This is a genomic window from Pseudomonas sp. LF020, assembly GCF_053456425.1.
Genome location: NZ_JBRFIX010000007.1, coordinates 80,237 through 98,676, shown reverse-complemented (window position 1 = coordinate 98,676; position 18,440 = coordinate 80,237). Strand labels below are relative to the sequence as shown.

General features: G+C 57.7%; 21 protein-coding genes, 1 tRNA gene and 1 pseudogene. 3 read left to right on the top strand and 20 right to left on the bottom strand.

Going from position 1 to position 18,440, the window contains the following annotated elements:
- Positions 1-57: 57 nt before the first annotated feature.
- The 11 genes and pseudogenes from ACU680_RS17640 to thrS form a co-directional block, all read right to left on the bottom strand.
- Positions 58-383, bottom strand: a pseudogene (locus tag ACU680_RS17640) (tail assembly protein); the annotation flags it as partial.
- A 231-nt stretch (positions 384-614) separates the two neighbouring features.
- Positions 615-833, bottom strand: a complete 219-nt coding sequence (locus tag ACU680_RS17635) for a hypothetical protein (protein ID WP_367085121.1) — start codon at positions 831-833, stop codon at positions 615-617.
- A 544-nt stretch (positions 834-1,377) separates the two neighbouring features.
- Positions 1,378-1,454, bottom strand: a tRNA-Pro gene (locus ACU680_RS17630).
- 87 nt (positions 1,455-1,541) lie between these two features.
- A complete protein-coding gene (locus ACU680_RS17625; protein ID WP_003179985.1) occupies positions 1,542-1,898 on the bottom strand; it encodes a MerR family transcriptional regulator in 357 nt (118 codons plus the stop codon).
- Complete coding sequence (gene ihfA, locus ACU680_RS17620; protein WP_002553164.1) at positions 1,879-2,181, bottom strand: integration host factor subunit alpha; 303 nt, start codon at positions 2,179-2,181, stop codon at positions 1,879-1,881. Before ihfA ends, ACU680_RS17625 begins: the two co-directional genes overlap by 20 nt.
- A 3-nt stretch (positions 2,182-2,184) precedes the next feature.
- Positions 2,185-4,563: a phenylalanine--tRNA ligase subunit beta gene (gene pheT / locus ACU680_RS17615; protein WP_448180094.1), complete on the bottom strand. Its 2,379-nt coding sequence runs from the start codon at positions 4,561-4,563 to the stop codon at positions 2,185-2,187.
- A 26-nt stretch (positions 4,564-4,589) separates the two neighbouring features.
- Positions 4,590-5,606: a phenylalanine--tRNA ligase subunit alpha gene (gene pheS / locus ACU680_RS17610; RefSeq protein ID WP_003226365.1), complete on the bottom strand. Its 1,017-nt coding sequence runs from the start codon at positions 5,604-5,606 to the stop codon at positions 4,590-4,592.
- 109 nt (positions 5,607-5,715) lie between these two features.
- A complete protein-coding gene (gene rplT / locus ACU680_RS17605) occupies positions 5,716-6,072 on the bottom strand; it encodes a 50S ribosomal protein L20 (protein ID WP_002553161.1) in 357 nt (118 codons plus the stop codon).
- Positions 6,073-6,100: 28 nt separating this feature from the next.
- Positions 6,101-6,295 carry a 50S ribosomal protein L35 gene (gene rpmI, locus ACU680_RS17600; RefSeq protein ID WP_002553160.1) on the bottom strand — a complete coding sequence of 65 codons (195 nt, stop codon included), beginning with the start codon at positions 6,293-6,295 and terminating at the stop codon, positions 6,101-6,103.
- A 60-nt stretch (positions 6,296-6,355) separates the two neighbouring features.
- A complete protein-coding gene (gene infC / locus ACU680_RS17595) occupies positions 6,356-6,907 on the bottom strand; it encodes a translation initiation factor IF-3 (RefSeq protein ID WP_170929410.1) in 552 nt (183 codons plus the stop codon).
- Positions 6,907-8,829 carry a threonine--tRNA ligase gene (thrS, locus tag ACU680_RS17590; protein ID WP_448180093.1) on the bottom strand — a complete coding sequence of 641 codons (1,923 nt, stop codon included), beginning with the start codon at positions 8,827-8,829 and terminating at the stop codon, positions 6,907-6,909. Before thrS ends, infC begins: the two co-directional genes overlap by 1 nt.
- 382 nt (positions 8,830-9,211) lie before the next feature.
- Here thrS and ACU680_RS17585 point away from each other — a divergent pair, with 382 nt between their 5' ends.
- On the top strand, positions 9,212-9,511 hold the full coding sequence (locus ACU680_RS17585) for a hypothetical protein (protein WP_003226370.1): 300 nt from the start codon (positions 9,212-9,214) through the stop codon (positions 9,509-9,511).
- A gap of 292 nt (positions 9,512-9,803) precedes the next feature.
- The gene (locus tag ACU680_RS17580; RefSeq protein ID WP_003179963.1) at positions 9,804-10,016 is read left to right on the top strand and encodes a cold-shock protein; all 213 of its coding nucleotides are present in this window, start codon (positions 9,804-9,806) and stop codon (positions 10,014-10,016) included.
- Between the two features lie 72 nt (positions 10,017-10,088).
- On the opposite strand, the gene ACU680_RS17575 is transcribed toward ACU680_RS17580, so the two are convergent.
- Together ACU680_RS17575 and ACU680_RS17570 are read right to left on the bottom strand one after the other, a co-directional pair.
- On the bottom strand, positions 10,089-10,406 hold the full coding sequence (locus tag ACU680_RS17575; RefSeq protein ID WP_007961248.1) for an I78 family peptidase inhibitor: 318 nt from the start codon (positions 10,404-10,406) through the stop codon (positions 10,089-10,091).
- Between the two features lie 168 nt (positions 10,407-10,574).
- Positions 10,575-10,880 carry a hypothetical protein gene (locus tag ACU680_RS17570; RefSeq protein WP_007961247.1) on the bottom strand — a complete coding sequence of 102 codons (306 nt, stop codon included), beginning with the start codon at positions 10,878-10,880 and terminating at the stop codon, positions 10,575-10,577.
- Between the two features lie 132 nt (positions 10,881-11,012).
- Between ACU680_RS17570 and ACU680_RS17565 the strand changes: the two genes are divergently transcribed.
- Positions 11,013-11,225 (top strand): hypothetical protein, encoded by a 213-nt coding sequence (locus tag ACU680_RS17565; protein WP_448180238.1) that lies wholly within the window; start codon positions 11,013-11,015, stop codon positions 11,223-11,225.
- A 33-nt stretch (positions 11,226-11,258) separates the two neighbouring features.
- Here the strand turns inward: ACU680_RS17565 and ACU680_RS17560 are convergent, their stop codons facing one another.
- Genes ACU680_RS17560 through ACU680_RS17530 form a run of 7 tightly spaced genes read right to left on the bottom strand, consistent with a single transcriptional unit; the run spans position 11,259 to position 18,241 of the window.
- Positions 11,259-12,287, bottom strand: a complete 1,029-nt coding sequence (locus tag ACU680_RS17560) for a nucleoside hydrolase (protein WP_448180092.1) — start codon at positions 12,285-12,287, stop codon at positions 11,259-11,261.
- A 45-nt stretch (positions 12,288-12,332) separates the two neighbouring features.
- Positions 12,333-12,737, bottom strand: coding sequence for a D-ribose pyranase (rbsD, locus tag ACU680_RS17555; RefSeq protein WP_367085125.1), 405 nt, complete (start codon positions 12,735-12,737; stop codon positions 12,333-12,335).
- Positions 12,734-13,651 (bottom strand): ribokinase, encoded by a 918-nt coding sequence (gene rbsK / locus ACU680_RS17550; protein WP_448180091.1) that lies wholly within the window; start codon positions 13,649-13,651, stop codon positions 12,734-12,736. Before rbsK ends, rbsD begins: the two co-directional genes overlap by 4 nt.
- A gap of 24 nt (positions 13,652-13,675) precedes the next feature.
- Complete coding sequence (locus ACU680_RS17545) at positions 13,676-14,695, bottom strand: LacI family DNA-binding transcriptional regulator (RefSeq protein ID WP_367085127.1); 1,020 nt, start codon at positions 14,693-14,695, stop codon at positions 13,676-13,678.
- 3 nt (positions 14,696-14,698) lie between these two features.
- Positions 14,699-15,676: an ABC transporter permease gene (locus ACU680_RS17540; protein WP_367085128.1), complete on the bottom strand. Its 978-nt coding sequence runs from the start codon at positions 15,674-15,676 to the stop codon at positions 14,699-14,701.
- On the bottom strand, positions 15,673-17,226 hold the full coding sequence (locus ACU680_RS17535) for a sugar ABC transporter ATP-binding protein (RefSeq protein WP_367085129.1): 1,554 nt from the start codon (positions 17,224-17,226) through the stop codon (positions 15,673-15,675). Before ACU680_RS17535 ends, ACU680_RS17540 begins: the two co-directional genes overlap by 4 nt.
- A 58-nt stretch (positions 17,227-17,284) precedes the next feature.
- Entirely contained in the window at positions 17,285-18,241 is a 957-nt protein-coding gene (locus ACU680_RS17530) for a sugar ABC transporter substrate-binding protein (protein WP_367085130.1), read from the bottom strand.
- Between the last annotated feature and the right edge of the window lie 199 nt (positions 18,242-18,440).

The following is an 18,440-nucleotide window of genomic DNA, read 5'->3' as shown; positions in this document are numbered from 1 at the left end:
CTTTCCTCCAGGCATAAAGAAACCGCCTCGCGGGCGGTTGGTTTGCTGCTGTTCTGCTTACACTTTGTCTCCAGCCAGGATCGAGGCCGAGATGATCATCCCGCCCCATCGACGCTCGCCGATGCAGATCGGTACCGGGTTGCCGCTCGCTGTTGTGGTTTTGGCGCTGCCAAAGGCGTAGGACGGTGAGTTTTCAGGAGATGCGCTTTGCGACAAACCCTTTAACCGCGGACTCAGTATCTGAATTACGCCACCCGCAGTTGAGGCGATACCTCCGCGATCAATGCCGCGCCTTGAGCCGTAGTAGATCCGTAGGCGAAAAAGCCCACGGCGATAAGCACAATGCCCAAAACAGCGTCGAGAAGTTTACGGTTGAGGTCGCCGGGGTGTTCAAGCCCGACCTGAGGCGTCTGATCAAAGAACACGGTTTCAACAACCAGCAGGAGGTGTATCAGAACCTGTTGCGGAATGTGATCGCCGCGGAGTTCGAAACTGCGGCAGTGATGCTCAGGAGTGTCACGACACCTTTTATTATTGTTGAAAGGTGTCGCAGGAGTTCCGCAACGAAAGCTTGCGAATCCTGCACGACTCACCCGGTGAGCCAGAGGACGAAATTATTTGCCCGCAATTGCTTTGAACTGATCCCAAGCACCTGCCAGCTCTTTTCGAGCGTCGGCGACATGAGGCTGATCCAGCTCCACGAACTGGCTGTAGCGCTGAATAATCTCACGAGACTCTTGTTGCAATGTGCCTTGATCGATACCAAGTTTTTTGGCTGCAGCAAACGTTGCGACTAGCGCCTGCTCCAACGCAATTTCACGATTAGTAGCCATGTCCCCCTCCATCGGCCTCATGCCGAAGGGAAAACATAACCGAATTGACACGATAGTGCCATCAAACTGTGCCAGCACGGTCACACAAGGAGGTGCATGGCACCAGTTGAAGGTAGCTGCTTGAGACGAATCACCAAGCGTGCCCGCCACCGAGGCCGACAGACTTGGCTGGACTTGTCCGACCAGCGGAGTTGAAGAGGTAGGCCATGACCAAGAGCAATGCGGAACGGTCAGAGAAAGCCGCGGCGAAGAGGAAATCAGGCTGCAGCCTTCCCGGCACGTGAAAAATAACTGGAATGTCAGCCAAGCCTAATCTTGTGAGCAGCGCTTCAATGGACCTCTGTGATAACTCTTGATTTGGTGTTGGCCCCAAATGAATAGCCTTAATCGCTTTTATATCAGACTTCTTTTTAACGAAAGACGGTCAGAGGATCGCCGGCCACGCCAGCGCGCTCATGACGAAGAGCTTTGCGCGGGTTTTGCGCAGGCACAAAAAAGCCGATCCAAATGATCGGCTTAAGTGTCTGATTTTATTCAGGAAATATGGTCGGGACGGAGTGATTCGAACACTCGACCCCTAGCACCCCATGCTAGTGCGCTACCGGACTGCGCTACGCCCCGACTGGTTTGAAACCGCCCTTCGTCTCGAAGAGCGCTCAAGAATATATCGCAAGCTTTTGAAAACTGGAAGTATTCAAACGCAGCTTTTTATTTCTTGAGCACCACCAGTACATCTTCAAGCTCAGCGATCATCTGGCGGATCATTTGCTTGTATTGGGTGGTGTCGTCTTTGGCTTCATCGCCGGACAAACGCAAGCGTGCGCCGCCGATGGTGAACCCTTGATCGTAAAGGAGCGCGCGGATCTGCCGGATCATCAGCACGTCCTGGCGCTGATAATACCGGCGGTTTCCGCGGCGTTTGACGGGGTTGAGTTGAGGAAACTCCTGCTCCCAATAGCGCAGCACGTGCGGTTTTACCGCACACAGCTCGCTGACTTCACCAATGGTGAAGTAGCGTTTGCCCGGGATGACGGGTAGTTCGTCGTTATGACTTGGTTCCAGCATAAGCCTCAACTCGGGCCTTCAACTTCTGCCCTGGACGAAAGGTGACCACACGGCGAGCCGTGATCGGGATTTCTTCCCCCGTTTTCGGGTTGCGGCCAGGCCGCTGGCGTTTGTCCCGAAGGTCGAAATTGCCGAAACCGGACAATTTGACCTGCTCGTTGTCTTCAAGAGCGTGCCTGATTTCCTCGAAAAACAGTTCAACCAATTCCTTGGCTTCCCGCTTGTTCAGGCCCAACTCTTCATACAGACGTTCCGCCATCTCAGCTTTCGTCAAAGCCCCCATACGTCACTTCCTTAACGTGGCGTTCAACCTTTGTTCGAGCGAGGTGAGGATGTTTTGCGTCGTCGAATTCACCTCATCGTCATTAAGAGTGCGCGATGGATGCTGCCAGGTCAAGCCAACTGCAAGGCTTTTTCTATCAGGATCAATGCCTTTACCCTGATACACGTCAAACAGCCTGAGATCAGTGAGCCATTCGCCTGCATTTTCACGGATTACGTCCAATACAGCCGAGGCCGCGACGTCTTTGTGCGCGATCAGTGCAAGGTCACGACGCACTTCAGGAAAACGCGACAACTCATGGAATTGCGGCATTTTTCCGGAAGCGACTTCAGCCAGAACCAGCTCGAAGACGAAGACCGGACGATCCAGCCCCAGAGCCTTGGACAGCTCAGGGTGGATTGCACCGATAAAGCCGACTTCACGCCCGTCACGTTCAATGCGCGCGGTTTGACCCGGGTGCAGCGCCGGGTGTTTACCCGGAGTGAAAGTGAAGGTATCCAGTGCACCGGCAAAACCCAGCACCGCTTCAACGTCAGCTTTCACATCGAAGAAATCGACGGTGTCGCGACCCTGTGCCCAGCCTTCCGGCAGACGGCTGCCGCAAACAACACCCGACAACATTGGCTCTTGCTTCAGACCTTCCAGCTGACCGACGAAGCGCAGACCGCTTTCGAACAGACGCACGCGATCCTGCTGACGGTTCAGGTTGTGCTGCAACGCCTTGACCAGACCCGGCCACAGCGAAGAACGCATGGCCGCCATGTCATTGGAGATCGGGTTGGCCAGCAACAGCGGCTCGACGCCCGGGTTGAACAGTTCGAACTGTTTCGGATCGATGAAGCTGTAAGTGATCGCTTCCTGATAACCACGGGCAACCAACAGACGGCGCAGTTCAGGCAATTCGCTGCGTGCTTCAGCCTTGGCCTGTGGCGCCAGACGCGCTTGCGGGTAACGAACCGGCAGACGGTTGTAGCCGTACAGACGCGCCAGCTCTTCAATCAGATCGACTTCCAGGCTGATGTCGAAGCGATGGCTTGGCACTTCTACGCGCCACTGCCCTGCTCCGTCAGCGGAAATATTCAGACCCAAGGCGCTGAGCAGACGCTCGACCTGAGCCGAATCCATTTCCATCCCCAGCATCTGGGTGATGCGCTGCGCACGCAGGGTGATCGGCGCGATCGACGGCAGGTGCTGCTCGCTGACGGTCTCGATGATCGGGCCGGCTTCGCCGCCAGTGATTTCCAGCAGCAGGCCGGTGGCGCGCTCCATGGCTTCACGGGCCAGTTGCCAGTCCACGCCACGCTCGTAACGGTGCGAAGCGTCGGTGTGCAGGCCGTAGGAACGGGCCTTGCCCGCCACAGCGATCTGATCGAAGAAGGCACTTTCCAGGAAAACGTCGCGAGTGGTTGCGGACACACCGCTGTGCTCGCCACCCATTACGCCGGCAATCGCCAGAGCGCGGGTGTGGTCGGCAATCACCAGGGTATCGCTACGCAGGCTGACTTCCTGACCGTCGAGCAAAACCAGCTTCTCACCCTCTTCCGCCATGCGCACACGGATGCCGCCATTGATTTCGGCGAGATCGAAGGCGTGCAGCGGCTGGCCCAGTTCGAGCATCACGTAGTTGGTGATGTCGACCGCAGCGTCGATGCTGCGCACATCGGCGCGCCGCAGACGTTCAACCATCCACAGCGGGGTTGGTTTGGACAGGTCAACGTTACGGATGACGCGACCCAGATAACGCGGGCAAGCGGCAGGTGCCAGCACTTCGACCGGACGCACTTCGTCGTGCACAGCCGGAATGGTCATGACCACCGGGCGAGCGACCGACGTGTCGTACAGCGCACCCACTTCCCGGGCCAGACCGGCTAGCGACAGGCAGTCGCCACGGTTCGGAGTCAGGTCGACCTCGATGCTGGCGTCTTCCAGATCCAGGTACACACGAAAATCTTCGCCCACCGGCGCGTCGGCCGGCAGCTCCATCAGACCGTCATTGCCTTCACCGACCTGCAGCTCGGCTTGCGAGCACAGCATGCCGTTGGATTCGACGCCGCGCAGCTTGGCCTTTTTGATCTTGAAGTCGCCCGGCAGTTCGGCACCGATCATGGCGAACGGAATCTTCAGGCCCGGACGCACGTTTGGCGCACCGCACACGACCTGGAAGGTTTCCACACCATTGCTGACCTGGCACACACGCAACTTGTCGGCATCAGGGTGCTGCTCGGTGCTCAGCACCTCGCCCACGACCACGCCGCTGAATACACCGGCGACCGGGGTCACGCTATCGACCTCCAGACCCGCCATCGACAGACGAGCAACCAGCTCGTCGCGACTTACCTGCGGGCTAACCCAGCCACGCAGCCATTGTTCACTGAATTTCATCCTGCTCTCCTAAGAATTCGTTACGACTAGCGAAATTGCGCGAGGAACCGCAAGTCGTTGTCGAAGAACAGACGCAAGTCGTTCACGCCGTAACGGAGCATTGCCAGACGCTCGACGCCCATGCCGAAGGCAAAGCCGGAGAACTCTTCCGGATCGATGCCGGACATACGCAGCACGTTCGGGTGAACCATGCCGCAGCCCATGACTTCCAGCCAGCCGGTCTGCTTGCAGACGCGGCAGCCTTTACCGCTGCACATCACGCATTCCATGTCGACTTCAGCGGATGGCTCGGTGAACGGGAAGTACGAAGGACGGAAACGTACGGCCAGCTCTTTTTCGAAGAACACCCGCAGGAATTCTTCGATGGTGCCTTTGAGATCGGCGAAATTGATGTCGCGATCGACCAGCAGGCCTTCGACCTGGTGGAACATCGGCGAGTGGGTGATATCGGAGTCGCTGCGATACACACGACCTGGGCAGACGATGCGGATCGGTGGTTGCTTGGACTCCATGGTGCGGACCTGTACCGGTGAGGTATGGGTGCGCAGCAACATGTTCGCGTTGAAATAGAAGGTGTCATGCATCGACCGGGCCGGGTGATGGCCTGGGATGTTGAGCGCTTCGAAGTTGTGATAGTCGTCTTCGACCTCAGGGCCTTCGGCGATGCCGTAGCCGATGCGGGTAAAGAACTGCTCGACTCGTTCCAGAGTCCGGGTCACCGGATGCAGACCACCGGAGGTCTGGCCACGGCCCGGCAACGTCACGTCAATGGATTCGGCAGACAGTTTGGCAGCCAGTTCGGCTTCTTCAAACAGAGCCATGCGCGCATTGAGAACGCCTGTGACACGTTCCTTGGCAACGTTGATCAGGGCGCCGACTTGCGGACGCTCTTCTGCCGGCAAATTCCCCAGGGTCTTCATCACCTGAGTCAATTCACCCTTTTTGCCAAGGTATTGAACCCGGATTTGCTCCAGGGCATTGATATCTTCAGCGCTTTGCACAGCCTCTAGTGCTTGAGAGACCAGCGCATCCAGGTTTTCCATGTACAGACTCCAGATACAAAATAGGGGAAGAGCTTGAAGGCTCTTCCCCTATTTATGACGTTTAACACCTGGCCCCACAGAGGTGAGGCCGGGTGACTGTCGGGGGTACTTAAGCCAAGGTGGCTTTAGCTTTCTCGACAATCGCAGCAAACGCCGCTTTTTCGTTCACTGCCAGATCAGCCAGAACCTTACGGTCGATCTCGATGGACGCTTTTTTCAGGCCAGCAATGAAACGGCTGTAGGACAGACCGTTAACACGAGCACCAGCGTTGATACGAGCGATCCACAGAGCGCGGAACTGACGTTTTTTCTGACGACGGTCACGGTAGGCGTATTGGCCTGCCTTGATTACCGCTTGCTTGGCAACACGGAATACGCGGGAGCGTGCGCCGTAGTAGCCTTTAGCAAGTTTCAGAATTTTTTTGTGACGCTTACGGGCAATGACGCCACGCTTTACACGAGCCATGAGTTACTTCCTCTATTCTTGACTAAAATTAACGAAGGCGCAGCATGCGCTCGACTTTTGCCACGTCAGACGGATGCAGCAAGCTGCTACCGCGCAGTTGACGCTTACGCTTGGTCGACATTTTGGTCAGGATGTGGCTCTTGAAAGCGTGCTTGTGCTTGATACCGTTAGCAGTTTTCAGAAACCGCTTAGCAGCACCACTTTTGGTTTTCATTTTTGGCATGTTCGGATACTCCGCATTCAGTTGATAAACATAATCAGAAGGCCTGCCGTGCCCTGTTGATTACTTCTTCTTTTTCGGGGCGATGACCATGATCAGCTGGCGTCCTTCCATCTTAGGATGCTGTTCGACCGAACCGTACTCGAGCAGGTCAGCTTCAACCCGCTTGAGGAGTTCCATCCCCAGCTCCTGGTGGGCCATCTCACGGCCGCGGAATCGCAAGGATACCTTGGCCCTGTCCCCGTCACTCAGGAAACGTACCAGGTTGCGCAGTTTTACCTGGTAATCCCCTTCCTCCGTCCCTGGACGAAACTTGATTTCTTTTACCTGAATCTGCTTCTGGTTTTTCTTCGCTGCTGCAATCTGCTTCTTCTTTTCGAAGATCGATTTGCCGTAGTCCATCACCCGGCAAACCGGTGGGACTGCGTCAGCAGAGATTTCTACCAGATCAAGCTTTGCTTCTTCAGCAATACGAAGCGCTTCATCAATCGAGACGATGCCAATCTGCTCGCCATCAGCGCCAATTAACCGAACCTCGCGTGCCGAGATATTCTCGTTGATCGGGGCTTTCGGTGCAGCTCGTTTATCTTGTCTCATTTCACGCTTAATAATAATTACTCCGAATCTGGGCGACCACGCCGGGAAACCGCTTGCGCGAGAAACTCAGCGAACTGGGCGACGGGCATCGAGCCCAGGTCAGCACCTTCACGAGTACGCACAGCGACAGTCTGCATCTCGACTTCCTTATCTCCGATAACCAAAAGATAGGGAACCTTGAGCAAAGTATGCTCGCGGATTTTAAAGCCGATCTTTTCATTTCTCAAGTCGGACCTGGCACGAAATCCGCTTTCGTTGAGAGTTTTTTCAACCTGAGCGACGAAATCTGCCTGTTTATCAGTGATATTCATGATCACTGCCTGGGTTGGCGCGAGCCACGCAGGGAATGCACCTTCGTAATGCTCGATCAAAATCCCGACGAAACGCTCGAACGAACCGAGGATCGCCCGGTGCAGCATCACTGGGTGCTTGCGGCTGTTGTCTTCGGAGACGTATTCGGCGCCGAGACGGACTGGCAGGTTGAAATCGAGCTGCAAGGTACCACACTGCCAGACGCGACCGAGGCAATCTTTCAGCGAGAACTCGATCTTCGGACCGTAGAACGCACCTTCGCCCGGCTGCAGATCGTACGGCAGGCCGGCAGAATCAAGGGCTGCAGCCAGTGCCGCTTCGGCGCGATCCCACAGCTCGTCGGAACCTACACGTTTTTCCGGACGAGTGGACAGTTTCATCTCGACGTCGGTGAAGCCGAAGTCGCGGTAAACGTCCATGGTCAGCTTGATGAACGCAGCGGATTCGGCCTGCATCTGCTCTTCGGTGCAGAAAATGTGGGCGTCGTCCTGAGTGAATGCACGCACGCGCATGATCCCGTGCAACGCACCCGACGGCTCGTTACGGTGGCAGGCACCGAACTCGGCCAGACGCATCGGCAGCTCGCGGTAGCTCTTCAGGCCCTGGTTGAACACCTGCACGTGGCACGGGCAGTTCATCGGCTTGATGGCGTAGTCGCGGCTTTCCGACTCGGTGGTGAACATGTTGTCGGCGTAGTTGGCCCAGTGCCCGGATTTCTCCCAGAGGCTGCGGTCAACCACTTGCGGGGTCTTGATCTCGAGGTAGCCGTTGTCACGCTGCACCTTGCGCATGTACTGCTCGAGCACTTGATACAGGGTCCAGCCGTTCGGGTGCCAGAACACCATGCCCGGCGCTTCTTCCTGGGTGTGGAACAGGCCCAGGCGCTTGCCGATCTTGCGGTGATCGCGTTTTTCCGCTTCTTCGATGCGCTGGATGTAGGCCGCCAGCTGCTTCTTGTCAGCCCAGGCAGTACCGTAAACGCGCTGCAGTTGCTCGTTCTTGGCATCACCGCGCCAGTAAGCACCGGACAACTTGGTCAGCTTGAAGGATTTCAGGAAGCGGGTGTTCGGCACGTGCGGACCACGGCACATGTCGACGTATTCTTCGTGGTAGTACAGGCCCATGGCCTGCTCGTTCGGCATGTCTTCGACCAGACGCAGCTTGTAGTCTTCGCCGCGGGCCTTGAACACTTCGATCACTTCGGCGCGCGGAGTGACTTTCTTGATGACGTCGTAATCCTTGTCGATCAGCTGGTGCATGCGCTGTTCGATGGCCGCCATGTCGTCCGGCGTGAAAGGACGTTCGAAGGCGATGTCGTAATAGAAGCCTTCGTCGATGACCGGCCCGATGACCATTTTCGCAGTCGGGTACAGCTGCTTGACCGCATGGCCAACCAGGTGCGCGCAAGAGTGGCGAATGATCTCCAGCCCCTCTTCATCCTTTGGCGTGATGATTTGCAGCGTCGCGTCGCTGTCGATGATGTCGCAGGCGTCGACCAGCTTGCCGTTGACCTTGCCGGCCACGGTGGCCTTGGCCAGGCCTGCACCAATGGATGCGGCGACCTCGGCTACGGAAACCGGGTGATCGAATGAACGTTGACTGCCGTCGGGAAGAGTAATAGTTGGCATGGCGCCTCCTCTCCTAGTGGTGACCCCTACCAAAGGTCACGTGGGTTGGGATGAGCCAGTACAAGATCCGATCCAGGCCATTCAATGACGAACGCCTGCCTTACAGCGGCAGGAGCCTTGCGGCCAACCGGAAAACCGAACCAGAGTGACTGGGATTCAAATCGGAATTTTTCGCACGCTGACCGCTGCCGGGGCTGAAGGCCATCCGGAGCCTGAGAACGCTTGAGCCCGGCATGCTAGCACAGATGAGCGGTCATCGACTCGAACGATTTGCGGCGCTGAAGATTTGTGCATTTTTGCGGCGCGAAGTGAACTTGGGATATACGCTTTGCCTCAAATAAGCTGAGAATCGTCGCCGATATCAACCCAAGGAGTTTCCGACATGCGCCTCATCCGACTTTTTGCTTTCGCGGCCCCGCTGGCCCTGCTGCTGCCGCTGAGCGCCAACGCGGCCTGGCCTGCCGGCGTCAAGGCCCAGTACATGAACGACTGCACCGCCGCAGCCAGCAAGAGCGTCAATCCGGCCGAAGCCAATAAACACTGCGCTTGCGGTGCCGACGTGCTGGAAAAGAAATTCACCACACAAGAGATCGCGCAACTGATGGACAAGAACACCCCGCCAAGTGGTGAACTGGGTCAGCGCGCACTGAAAGAAATCTCGGTTTGCCGAGTACAGAAATAAACGCTGACGAATGTTTTTTCGGGCGTCGAGCAGGCTGAAAACCGCCAAAAAGACCCCGAAATCGATAATTTACGCAGGTTTTATAGCTTTTTTTACACCCTCTTCATTCGGCTGAAAGCTACTGAAACCGGGGCTTGCAGACATTTCAGAGGTTGAAATCGATGCAATATGAAAGCAAACAGCACGTCCGGGGGGCTACCAAAGCGAACATTTCGACTATGATACTCCGGTGTGCCCAGTTGGCCTGAGCAGCACAGTACTACTGAAAATATATGTTTCTTGGAGATACACCATGTCTAATCGCCAAACCGGCACCGTTAAATGGTTCAACGATGAAAAAGGCTTCGGCTTCATCACTCCTCAAGGTGGCGGTGACGACCTGTTCGTACACTTCAAAGCTATCGAATCCGACGGTTTCAAAAGCCTGAAAGAAGGCCAGACCGTCTCTTTCGTGGCTGAGAAAGGCCAAAAGGGTATGCAAGCTGCACAAGTTCGCCCAGAGTAATTTCCCGGCGCACTAAAAAAACCCCGTCCATGTGACGGGGTTTTTTATGCCTGCAACAAAAGCGCTCTGCGATCAGCCGCAGTTGACGCGGGTGACCACCAGGTTGTTGTCGGTGTTCAGATTCAAGCGATCGGAGCGGTACTCCAGAGTGATCATGTCGGTTGGCTTGAGGAAGCGGGCGTTTTGCGCGCCAGCCTTGGCACGAGCCTGATCGAGCAGCTCCGGCGAAGCCTTTTTACCGATGGCAAATTCTGCTGCCTTTGCTTCACAGCGGCTATGACCGGCATCGGTCGCCACAGGATCCTTTGCCGACTCGCTGGAGGTTGTGCTGCAACCGGCCAACATGGCAACGGCCATAAGTGCACCCAGAGACGCGAACTTCAAAGGCATGAAGCCTCCTTTTTTCAAATGGTTAAGCTGAGATCGTGCGACCGCCAATTCGGCGTTTGGTTTCACAGCCGGTGCCATCACCCTGCCCCACGACCCGGAAAAACGCTGAGTCTGCCTGAAGTGCGCGCACCGCATCCTCACGCAATCGTCACCGAATATTAACGAAGCTCAATAGACGTCGATGTAATCGAGCGGCGGATTCGGCCAATTGTCTTTCAGTGCGTTGAAAATCTGCATCACCCAGACTTCATCGCTGGCCGCGACGTTGCCGACATATCCCGAACCCTTGGCCCAGGTCTCCAGACGAAACAGCAGGCCATCAATGTCCTGCCCGCCGGTCACGCCAGAAGAAATATAGGCAATCCCACCCTTGGTCACGCGCAGCTGCGTGTGCACATCATCACTGGCCGAGGCCAGCAACTGGCGCACAGCGTCGAGTGTGAGGCCGTCGGGGGTGTTCAAATCGATCTGCACAGCACATTCCTTGGATCAGTCGGAAAAGACCAAGTGTCGCATAGCGACGCGTTCATGCCTAAGTCGCAGTGCCAAACGCCCGCCAAAGTGGTTAACTCGCTTTCAGACATTCCCGACTTTTCGAGCGCACTCATGAACACCGTAAGCATCTCCGCCGACATCAAGGTTCATTGGCCGAAGGGGCACAGCTCGTACAGCCCCGGCAGTGCGGAGGAGCTGGCGTTGATCAGCATCGATCTGCTGGTCAAGACGATGGGAACCCAGGGCGCACAAACGTTTATCGCCCAAGTGTTCGAGCGGCACCAGCATGACGACGAGAGCACGCAGGACACCGAGAGAAAATAAAAACCCGCAGGCTGGCACCTGCGGGTCACAGCCTTACTTCAAGCGCTTCAGACGCTCGGTCAGCAGATCGAAGAAGCCTTGAGCATCCCCATTTTCCACCCAGAAGGCGTTCTTCGGCGCCTTCAGACCGTCATACCAGTCAACGATGGTCTGGCCAAAAGTCGGACCTTCGCGACTATCCACTACAACGTTCACCGAACGACCAGTGAACAGCTCAGGCTTGAGCAGGTAAGCGATGACGGTAGCGTCATGCACCGGGCCGCCCGGGATGCCGTAGTGCACCATGTCACCCTTGATGTACTCGTTGAGGATGTCGCCAACAATCTTGCTTGCGTTGTTGTTCAGCGCGGCAATCTGTTTCAGGCGTGCGTCGCTGGTGAGGATCTTGTGGGTCACGTCCAGCGGCAGGTAGGTCAGTTTCACGCCGCTCTTGAGTACCACTTCCGCCGCTTGCGGGTCGGCGAACAGGTTGAACTCGGCCACCGGGGTGATGTTGCCGCCATTGAAGTGCGCACCACCCATGACCACCACCTCCTTGATGCCGTTAACGATCTCCGGCTCCTGGATCAGCGCCAGCGCCAGGTTGGTCTGCGGGCCAAGCATGGCGATGGTGATGCTGTGCGGCTTGGCTTTTTTCAGGGTGTCGATCAGGTAGTTGACTGCATTGCCTTCGGCCAGGCCCTTTTTCGGCTCATGCACGGTGACACCCGACAGGCCTTCCTTGCCATGGATGTTCTCGGCATAGATCGGCGTGCGCATCAGTGGCTTTGGTGCACCGGCATACACCGGAACGTCTTCACGCCCTGCCCACTCGCGGGCCAGACGCGCGTTACGCGAAGTCTTGTCGAGGCGCACGTTGCCGGCCACGGTGGTCAAGGCACGGATGTTCAACTCATCGGGCGAAGCCAGCGCAAACAGCAACGCAACCACGTCGTCAGCACCAGGATCGGTGTCGATGATCAGGTCGATCTTTTCAGCGGCCTGAGCGCCGGTGGCGGAGATAAAAGACAAAAGCAGCAGACTCCGAAGCAATTGATGCAGTTTTTGAGCATAGCGGTGCATGGCGCATTCCTTGTGCTGATGAAAATGTAAGGGTCGAAAACCCGGTTAAAACGTAACGCCGGCTACCAGCACGATGTTGCAGTACGGCTGACATTCGCCTGTACGAACAATCGCCCGTGCCTGTCGGCTGAGAACCTTGAATTGCTCATGCGTCAGCAGATCGCGCCGACCGAGGGCGCCCTCTTCCTGCAACTCGTCCAGCGTGACCAGGGCGGTCGGCTGCTTGTCGAGGATTTCGTTGGCCAGCACGTGGCTTTCCACCTGCATCTCGCTGAGCACGACTTTCAGGGTACTGACGAAATCCGGAACACCGTGGGTCAGCGCCAGATCAATCAATTCAACACCTGGTGGCACCGGCAGTCCGGCGTCACCGATGACCACCATGTCACCATGGCCCAGGGAGGCGATCAGCCGCGACAACGCGACGTTGAGCAGAGGAGTCTTTTTCATGCGGGTTTGAACGCCTGTACGTCGGACATGGTTGGAATGGAAGGTTGTGCGCCGGCCCGGGTCACAGACAGCGCTGCAGCGACTTGCCCGTACCGGATCGCCTCGGCCTCGGATTTGCCACTGGCGAGCGCCGCAGCAAAACCGCCAACAAAGGTATCGCCGGCGGCGGTGGTATCGACGGCCTTCACTTTCGGCGCCGGGAAATGCTCGAAACCTTTGCCATTGGCAAACAGTGAACCTTGCGCACCGAGGGTAATGATGACCTTGCCCGCGCCCATTACGATCAACTGGTTGGCAGCGCTTTCTGCGGTTTCCAGCGAATCGACCGACATCCCGCTCAACGCAGTGGCTTCGCTTTCGTTGGGGATCAGGTAGTCGATGGCGGCAAACCAGTCTGCCGGCAGCGGACGACTGGCCGGCGCCGGATTGAGGATCACCGTCTTGCCCAACGCACGTGCACGCTTGAGCGCATACCCTACCGTTGCATCCGGGATCTCGAGCTGGCAGATAACCACGTCGGCCGCTTGCAGCACCGCATCAAAACGGTCGATCACTGCCGGGGTCATCGCACCGTTGGCGCCAGCAACGATCACAATGGCGTTCTGACTGTTGTCATCGACCACAATCAGCGCCACGCCACTGGAATCTTCGACCGTGCTCACCGCCTGACAATCGATCTGCTCGGCCAGCAATGCGTCGCGCAATTGCACGCCGTAGTCATCGTTGCCAACACAGCCGACCATTGCCACCTGCGCACCGAGGCGCGCAGCAGCGACTGCCTGATTGGCACCCTTGCCGCCGGAAACGGTGGCAAAGGAATGACCGATCAGCGTTTCCCCGCCCTTGGGCAGTCGTGGCGCCCGGGTCACCAGGTCCATGTTCAGGCTGCCTATTACCACTACATTTGCTGGCATACATCGCTACTCGTCAATTCGGTTTCAGCGGTACTCGGTGAATACGCCGGACAGCGGCGCAGTCGATTCGCGCAAGACAATACTCGGGGTCACGATCCGTTGATCGGTGGCCAGACTCGGGGCAGCAATCCTGCGCAACAACACTTCGGCAGCCATCTCCCCCAACTGCAGGATCGACTGGCCTACGGTGGTCAGCGCCGGGTACACATAACGGCTCATCTGGATATCGTCGAAGCCGATCACCGACAGCTCGCTCGGTACGCGGACATTGCGCTCGGCCGCCGCGCGCAGCACACCAATCCCGATCATGTCGTTACCGGCGAAGATCGCACTCGGCGGATTGCTTTCAAGCAGGATCGCTGCCGCGCTGTAACCACCGGTGCTGGTGAAATCGCTTTCCAGCATGCGCTCGGCGCGCACCTTGATGCCCGCCTCCTGCAGCGCCCGACAAAAACCGGCCTGGCGCATTTGCGCCACGCTGGTGCTCGACGGACCACCGATGGTGGCGATGTCACGATGGCCCAGCTCCAGCAGGTGCCGCGTCGCCAGATAAGCGCCATATTCATGGTCAATGCGCACCAGATCGGCGTCGACGCCATCCAGCCCGCGGTCGACGATGACCATTGGCGTCTTCACCCCGGCCAGCCCTTGCGCGAGCCCGATGTCGCCACCCGCAGAGGCGACGATCAGACCGTCAATGCGCTTCTCCAACAGCACGCGCAAATAGCTGCGCTGTTTTTCCGGATTGTCGTCAGAGTTACAGAGGATCACGCAGTAGCCGTTACGCTCGCAATAATCCTCGATGCCCCGTGCCAACTCGGCAAAATACGGGTTGAGGCTGTTCGGTACCAATAAGCCAATGGTCGCAGTGGTCTTGGCTTTCAGCGAACGCGCCACCGCACTCGGCACGTAATCGAGGCTTTTGATGGCCGCCTCGACCTTCAACCGCACTTCCTGACTGACCGGGCGCGTCTTGTTCACCACGTGAGAAACCGTGGTGTAGGAAATTCCTGCGAGCGCCGCCACATCCTTGATCGTTGCCATCTGTCAGCCCCGTCGACTGGCGCGTTGGCTGCGATAGGTATCAAGCACTACCGCGATAACAATCACCGCACCGGTGATAATGCGCTTGGTTGGCTCGGTCGCCCCGATCTGCGCCAGACCGGCGGCCAGTACCGAAATAATCAGCACACCAAAGAAGGTACTGATCACCGAACCACGGCCCCCCATCAGGCTGGTACCACCGATAACCACAGCGGCAATCACTTGCAGCTCCAGGCCGGAGCCAGCATTCGGATCCGCCGCTTCCAGACGGGAAATCTGGAACAGCGCGGCGATCCCCGCGAGTAGCCCCATCAGGCTGAACACCAGAATCTTGTACGGTTTTGGATTGATCCCGGCCAGACGCACTGCTTCTTCGTTAGTGCCGATACCGATCAGGTAACGACCAAACACGGTGCGGGTCAGCACCGCTTGCGCGATGAAGATCACCAGCAAGGCAATGATGAACGACGGCGAGATACCGAACGCGATCGGGTTCGACAGCCAGGCGAACGAATCACCAATGTACGCGGTGCGCGAACCGGTCATCTGGTACGCCAGGCCACGGGCCATTTCCAGCACACCGAGCGAAACGATGAACGACGGAATGCGCCACGCCACAGTGATCGAACCGGTCACCGTACCCGCAAGCGCCGCCACCGCCATACCCAGCAACGCAGCCGGCAACACGCTCCAGCCCCAGCCGAGAATCGCCACGCTGACCGTCGAGGCGGCAAGCGCCAGCACCGAACCGACCGACAGGTCGATGCCGCCGATGATCAGTACAAAGGTCATGCCCACCGCCAGCACCATCAGATCGGGGATCTGGTTGGCCAGCGTGCTGAAAGTGTCATAAGACAGAAAGTGGCTGCTCATCAGCGAGAACAGCGCCACCATCGCCAACAAGGCCCCGGCCAGGCCCAGATAGGTGCCCAGACCGTAGAAATTGCCACTACGTTTGCCGGCGGAAGATGCAGTTTTCATGGGAGATCCCTAGGCGCCGCTTCATTGAGCAACGCATCACGTTTTTGGTAGCCGGCGAACGCGGCGGCAAGCAAATCATCCTGGGTCCAGCTGTCGCGCTCGAAGGTATCGATCAAACGCCCGGCCGACAGCACACCGATCCGGTCGCAGATCAGCATCAGTTCGCGCAGGTCACTGGACACCACTACCAGCGCCTTGCCCTGACGCGTCAACTCGCCCAGCAAGGCGTAGATATCGAACTTGGCACCGACGTCGATGCCGCGGGTCGGTTCGTCGAACAACAGCACCGAGCAATCGCGCTCCAGCCAGCGGCCGATCACCACTTTCTGCTGGTTGCCGCCGGACAATTCCGACACCAGTTGAGTCGGACTGGAACTGCGGATACGCATGGCGTCGATCTGACGCTGCGCCAGGGAAATTTCGTCGCCGCTGTTGACGATTCCTGCCTTGGAAATCTCCGGCATATTACCCAGGGCAATGTTGGCGCTGATCGATTGACTGAGCAGCAAGCCTTCGCCCTTTCGGTCTTCAGTAATCAAGGCAATGCCATGGTTCACCGCATCAACCGGCGAACGCACACTGACCACCTGCGCCGGCGAACCCAGCGCAATCGTGCCGCTGTCAGCCGGATCAGCGCCGAAGATCAGTCGCAGCAATTCGGTGCGCCCTGCCCCGATCAGCCCGGAAATCCCGAAGATCTCGCCGGCACGCACTTCGAAAGATACGTCGCGCACCTTGTCGGAGCGGGTCAGGCCCTTGACCGTCAGTGCCGGGGCGCCGATCTTGCGTGGGCCCATGTCGATGTGTTCGCCCAGTTCACGACCGACCATCAAGGTGACCAGTTGCTCACTGTTGTAGTTGGCCATCGGCTCGACGCAAACCAGATTGCCGTCGCGCAGCACCGCAATGCGTTGCGCGACGCGCGCCAGCTCTTCGAGGCGGTGCGAGATATAGATGATCGAGACGCCACGCGCCTGCAGGCGGGTGATCTGCTCGAAGAGCATTTCCACCTCGCGGGCGGTGAGCATCGCAGTCGGCTCATCGAGGATCAGCACATGGCAATCGCCGATCAGGTTGCGTGCGATCTCGACCATCTGCTGGTGCCCGATCCCCAGCTCGCCGACCAGGGTGTCCGGATCGATGGCATCGAGGCCGACCTGCGCCATGGCTTCGATCGCGGCTTTGCGCAATTGCTTGCGACTGATCCAGCCACCGTTGCTCGGCAGGTTGTCGAGAAACAGGTTTTCCGCCACTGACAGGGTCGGCAGCAGATTGAGTTCTTGCATGACCATGCGCACGCCAAGCTCTTCGGCCTGGGTGCGACTGCCCGGACGGTAGTCCTTGCCCTGGAATTGCATCTGACCGGTGGTTGGCGTAACCAGGCCACCAATGATCTTCGACAGCGTGCTTTTACCGGCGCCATTCTCACCGGTCAGCGCCAGCACTTCACCGCGCATCAGCGTCAAGTCGATGCCTGTGAGCACCGGTTGCGCATAGGTCTTACCGATACCGCTGACCGAGAGGACAGCGTTCGGGGCGGAAACTGACATAAAAAAATTCTCCATGCGCTCGCCCGGACGGACGAGCGCCGTTGTGTCGCCGGAAGACTTACTTGGTGACCAGCTCGACTGGCGTTTCGATCACGCCATTGACGCCGCTGTCGACTTTTTCGCCCTTGAGGATTTTCAGCGCGGTCTCGATACCGAACACGGCTTGCTTGGCAGCGAACTGATCGGCCGTCGCCAGCACACGACCATCCTTGAGCATCGGCTTGATCGCATTGATGTTGTCGTAACCGACCACTTGTACCTTGCCCGCCTTGCCGGCAGCACGCACCGCGGAAACAGCGCCAACGGCCATGCTGTCGTTACCCGCCAGCAGCGCCTTTACATCCGGGTATTCGCTGAGAATCGAAGCAGCAACCTTGTTGCCCTTGTCGATCTCCCAGTCACCGGATTGCAAAGAAACAACTTTGATCTGTGCCGCGTCCATCGCTTCCTTGAAGCCTGCGGTGCGTTGCTGGGCGTTGGTGGTGGTGGACACGCCTTCGATGATGCCGACTTCGTCACCGGCCTTCAGTTGCTTGGCCAGGTATTCGCCGACCAGACGCGCACCTTTGCGGTTGTCCGGACCTACGAAGGGCACGCTGATGTTCTTGCTTTTGACGATCTGCGGATCGAGCTGGTTGTCGATGTTGATCACGGTGATGCCGGCATCGACGGCTTTCTTGATCACCGGAACCATGGCTTTGGAGTCGGACGGGGCGATGACCAGCGCATTGACCTTGGCCAGAATCATCTGCTCGACGATACGGGTCTGGCCAGCGGTATCGGTCTCGTCCTTGATGCCGTTGGAGATCAGGTCGAAGTCGGCGGAGTGTTCTTTCTGATAGGCCTTGGCGCCGTCTTCCATGGTCAGGAAGAATTCGTTGGCCAGGGATTTCATGACCAGTGCGACTTTGGGTTTTTCCGGAGACTCGGCGAAGGCCGAAGAGACAGGTAGTGCGGCGGCTGCGGCAGCCAGCATAGCGACAGCAAGAAGACGTCCAGCGAATGGCAGCTTCATGGGTTCACTCCGATCTTATGATTATTGTGAGCAACGCTCGCGCTGGCGTAAGCTTCAGCGCCGTCCTCCGGATAATGATGCACCGGGGAAGCCGCGCAAACGTTTGCGTAGACCGAACTATGCGAATCCCGCCGCCATTTGTCAACAATCAGAAATCGTCGTTGAGTTGCGGGGCGAATCATCTGATTCGCCCCTTGCT

What these genes read in the sequence shown, in the direction of transcription:
- ACU680_RS17560 (WP_448180092.1), bottom strand. Translation starts at nt 12,287, where the DNA reads ATGCACCGCTATGCTCAAAAACTGCATCAATTGCTTCGGAGTCTGCTG.
- pheS (WP_003226365.1), bottom strand. Translation starts at nt 5,606, where the DNA reads ATGGAAAACCTGGATGCGCTGGTCTCTCAAGCACTAGAGGCTGTGCAA.
- ACU680_RS17575 (WP_007961248.1), bottom strand. Translation starts at nt 10,406, where the DNA reads ATGCCTTTGAAGTTCGCGTCTCTGGGTGCACTTATGGCCGTTGCCATG.
- rbsK (WP_448180091.1), bottom strand. Translation starts at nt 13,651, where the DNA reads ATGCCAGCAAATGTAGTGGTAATAGGCAGCCTGAACATGGACCTGGTG.
- ACU680_RS17585 (WP_003226370.1), top strand. Translation starts at nt 9,212, where the DNA reads ATGCGCCTCATCCGACTTTTTGCTTTCGCGGCCCCGCTGGCCCTGCTG.
- ACU680_RS17625 (WP_003179985.1), bottom strand. Translation starts at nt 1,898, where the DNA reads ATGCTGGAACCAAGTCATAACGACGAACTACCCGTCATCCCGGGCAAA.
- ihfA (WP_002553164.1), bottom strand. Translation starts at nt 2,181, where the DNA reads ATGGGGGCTTTGACGAAAGCTGAGATGGCGGAACGTCTGTATGAAGAG.
- ACU680_RS17545 (WP_367085127.1), bottom strand. Translation starts at nt 14,695, where the DNA reads ATGGCAACGATCAAGGATGTGGCGGCGCTCGCAGGAATTTCCTACACC.
- pheT (WP_448180094.1), bottom strand. Translation starts at nt 4,563, where the DNA reads ATGAAATTCAGTGAACAATGGCTGCGTGGCTGGGTTAGCCCGCAGGTA.
- rplT (WP_002553161.1), bottom strand. Translation starts at nt 6,072, where the DNA reads ATGGCTCGTGTAAAGCGTGGCGTCATTGCCCGTAAGCGTCACAAAAAA.
- rbsD (WP_367085125.1), bottom strand. Translation starts at nt 12,737, where the DNA reads ATGAAAAAGACTCCTCTGCTCAACGTCGCGTTGTCGCGGCTGATCGCC.
- ACU680_RS17580 (WP_003179963.1), top strand. Translation starts at nt 9,804, where the DNA reads ATGTCTAATCGCCAAACCGGCACCGTTAAATGGTTCAACGATGAAAAA.
- ACU680_RS17530 (WP_367085130.1), bottom strand. Translation starts at nt 18,241, where the DNA reads ATGAAGCTGCCATTCGCTGGACGTCTTCTTGCTGTCGCTATGCTGGCT.
- ACU680_RS17565 (WP_448180238.1), top strand. Translation starts at nt 11,013, where the DNA reads ATGAACACCGTAAGCATCTCCGCCGACATCAAGGTTCATTGGCCGAAG.
- rpmI (WP_002553160.1), bottom strand. Translation starts at nt 6,295, where the DNA reads ATGCCAAAAATGAAAACCAAAAGTGGTGCTGCTAAGCGGTTTCTGAAA.
- ACU680_RS17540 (WP_367085128.1), bottom strand. Translation starts at nt 15,676, where the DNA reads ATGAAAACTGCATCTTCCGCCGGCAAACGTAGTGGCAATTTCTACGGT.
- thrS (WP_448180093.1), bottom strand. Translation starts at nt 8,829, where the DNA reads ATGCCAACTATTACTCTTCCCGACGGCAGTCAACGTTCATTCGATCAC.
- ACU680_RS17635 (WP_367085121.1), bottom strand. Translation starts at nt 833, where the DNA reads ATGGCTACTAATCGTGAAATTGCGTTGGAGCAGGCGCTAGTCGCAACG.
- ACU680_RS17535 (WP_367085129.1), bottom strand. Translation starts at nt 17,226, where the DNA reads ATGTCAGTTTCCGCCCCGAACGCTGTCCTCTCGGTCAGCGGTATCGGT.